Origin of the sequence: Streptomyces sp. DH12, from assembly GCF_020873895.1 — a bacterium.
GTDB lineage: Bacteria > Actinomycetota > Actinomycetes > Streptomycetales > Streptomycetaceae > Streptomyces.
The window spans coordinates 1-721 of the sequence record NZ_JAHWGT010000276.1; the positions used below are offsets into that span (position 1 = coordinate 1).

Below are 721 nucleotides of genomic sequence, written 5' to 3' on the forward strand. Positions count from 1 at the left end.
CTCAGGTCTTGTGTCCCGGATCGCAGAACGACATCTCCGTCTCCGGCAACCTGCTGTTCCTGTCCACGGACTCCTCGCGCAGCGACAGCAGCTGCAACAGCACCACGCAGCCCGCCACCGAGAAGTCCTCCTGGGAGGGCATGAAGGTCTTCGACATCAGCGACAAGCGCAACCCGCGCTACGTCGCCGCCGTCGAGACCGCCTGCGGCTCGCACACCCACACGCTGGTGCCCGACCGCAAGAACGTCTACGTCTACGTCTCCTCCTACTCGCCCAACGCGGCCTACCCGGACTGCCAGCCGCCGCACGACGGCATCTCCGTGATCAAGGTGCCGCGCAAGGCCCCGCACAAGGCCGCCGTGGTCGGGTTCCCCGTGCTGTTCCCAGGTGAGGGCCCGGACGGCGGCGGCAACCCGGGCGCGCCCACCAACCCGGGCGTCTCCAAGACCACCGGCTGCCACGACATCACCGTGCTGCCCTCGAAGGACCTGGCCGCCGGTGCGTGCATGGGCGACGGCATCCTGTTCTCCATCAAGGACCCCGAGCGTCCGCGCGTGATCGACCGCGTCCAGGACAATGTGAACTTCGCGTTCTGGCACTCCGCGACCTTCAACCAGAGGGCCGACAAGGTCGTCTTCACCGACGAGCTGGGCGGTGGCGGCGCGGCCACCTGCAACGCGGAGATCGGTCCGAACCGCGGCGCGGACGGCATCTACGACAT

Annotated in this window: 1 pseudogene; it reads left to right on the forward strand. The window is 68.1% G+C overall.

The features are described from left to right. Positions 1-721: pseudogene (locus LPA54_RS34015) on the forward strand (hypothetical protein); the annotation flags it as partial.